We start from the raw sequence: 1,619 nt of genomic DNA on the forward strand, positions 1-1,619 counted from the left end.
CCCGCCGACTACGAACGTGAGTCACTGGTCGGACAGGACCGCGTACACGGCTATGCAGAGAAGCCGCGCGCGCCGTTCATTTCCGCGACGCTGCGCGACGCAGGCACGCTGACGGTCAAGGACTTCAACGCCATGACCAACGTTACGGTCACGCTCGAACTGGCGAACGGCAAGACGGTCGTCGGCCGCAATATGTGGAGCACCGAGGCGCAGGAAGTCAGAACCCCGGAAGCGACGTTCGAAATCCGCTTCGAGGGCTTCTCGGGCAGCGTCACGGAGCAATAAGCGAACAGTAAGGGGCGCGCCATGTACGAAGTCATTACGCTACTGAGCCCCATCGACGGACTGACTGAGATCACGCTGCGCGAACCTACGGTCGATGAAATCGCGAAGGTCAACGACGACGCAGCGAAGTTCGGCAACGTGCGCGCGATGAAGAACCTGATCGCAACGATGGCAAAGATCGACGTTGCGACCGTGGGCCGCATGGGTGCGCGCGACTTCAACGCGTGCAACAAGTACCTCTCCGGTTTTTTCGAGTAGTGCCCGCGAACGTGCGCGATATCGTGGCCGATGTGACGCACTTCTATGGATGGGGGCCGCGCGACGCGGGCGCGCTGACGTGGGCTGAACTCGCGCAATGGCTCGCGCAGGCGCGACGCATCCAGCACGTTGCGCAGCAGGCCGCAGAGAAACGCCGCCAGGGGTAAGGCGATGGCAGCGCAGGCAATCCAGTTCACCATCTCGACCGTTGACAAGGCGACGAGGACAATCAACCGGATCAACGATTCAGTGTCGCGCATGACGCGCCCATACCAGAAACTCGCGCGCAGCGTGCAGCGGTTCTCGAAGGCGTCGGGGCTGACTGAAGTTGGCAGGCGGCTGGACGCTGTCGCGCAGAAGGCAGGCAAGGCGGCGGCGAGTGTGACGCGCATCGGTGCGCCACTGCTCGCGCTGGTCGGCGGCGGGACGCTTGCGGGTCTGGCTGACCTCGTTGTGCAGTGGGAGCGCATGGGCGCGGAAACGGAGCGCACCGCGCGACTGCTCGGCATCACGGCAGGCGAACTCACGCAGATGCGCAGCGCGGCGACGCTGATGGGCGTCTCGGCCGATACGATGACCTCGGGCTTTCGTGGCTTCGCAGACACGTTGCAGGATGCACGCTGGGGACGCAATCAGGCTGCGTTCGCGACGATCCAGGCGCTGGGCATTACGTTGCGCACGACGAAGGACGGCGCAACCGATACGCAGGCCGCGCTCCATGACCTCGCGGACCGTATCCAGAGAATCCAGCGCGCGGACCCGGCTGCGGCGCGCAATCTGGCGCGCTCGCTCGGCGTCGAGCAGCTTCTGCCGGTCCTCGTTCGCGGTCGCCGGGGCATGCAGGCGTATGAGGCCGAAGCGCGGCGGCTACGCGGTGACTTTACGCCGCAGATGGCCGCGCGTGCGCAGGCGTTCGCCCTGTCGCTCGACCGGATGAGTGCGGCAGCCGATGGGCTCAAAGCATCGATTGCAGACAGTCTCGCGCCGGTGTTCGGCCCGATGATTGACCGCTTTACCGAATGGATTGCGAAGAACCGCGAACTGATCGCGCAGCGGATTGTGGAGCTTGCGCAACG

3 protein-coding genes and 1 pseudogene are annotated in these 1,619 nt (G+C 64.8%); all 4 read left to right on the plus strand.

Features of this window, described 5'->3' with window-relative positions:
- Positions 1 to 285, plus strand: a 285-nt coding sequence (locus F6X37_RS35675; protein WP_187614660.1) for a phage tail tube protein, incomplete at its 5' end; no start/stop codon positions are given.
- A 21-nt stretch (positions 286 to 306) separates the two neighbouring features.
- The gene (locus F6X37_RS35680; RefSeq protein WP_184060406.1) at positions 307 to 543 is read left to right on the plus strand and encodes a phage tail assembly protein; all 237 of its coding nucleotides are present in this window, start codon (positions 307 to 309) and stop codon (positions 541 to 543) included.
- A 23-nt stretch (positions 544 to 566) separates the two neighbouring features.
- The gene (locus F6X37_RS35685) at positions 567 to 710 is read left to right on the plus strand and encodes a GpE family phage tail protein (RefSeq protein ID WP_184064063.1); all 144 of its coding nucleotides are present in this window, start codon (positions 567 to 569) and stop codon (positions 708 to 710) included.
- A gap of 4 nt (positions 711 to 714) precedes the next feature.
- Positions 715 to 1,619, plus strand: a pseudogene (locus tag F6X37_RS35690) (hypothetical protein); the annotation flags it as partial.

Source organism: Paraburkholderia sp. 31.1, assembly GCF_014397645.1.
GTDB lineage: Bacteria > Pseudomonadota > Gammaproteobacteria > Burkholderiales > Burkholderiaceae > Paraburkholderia > Paraburkholderia tuberum.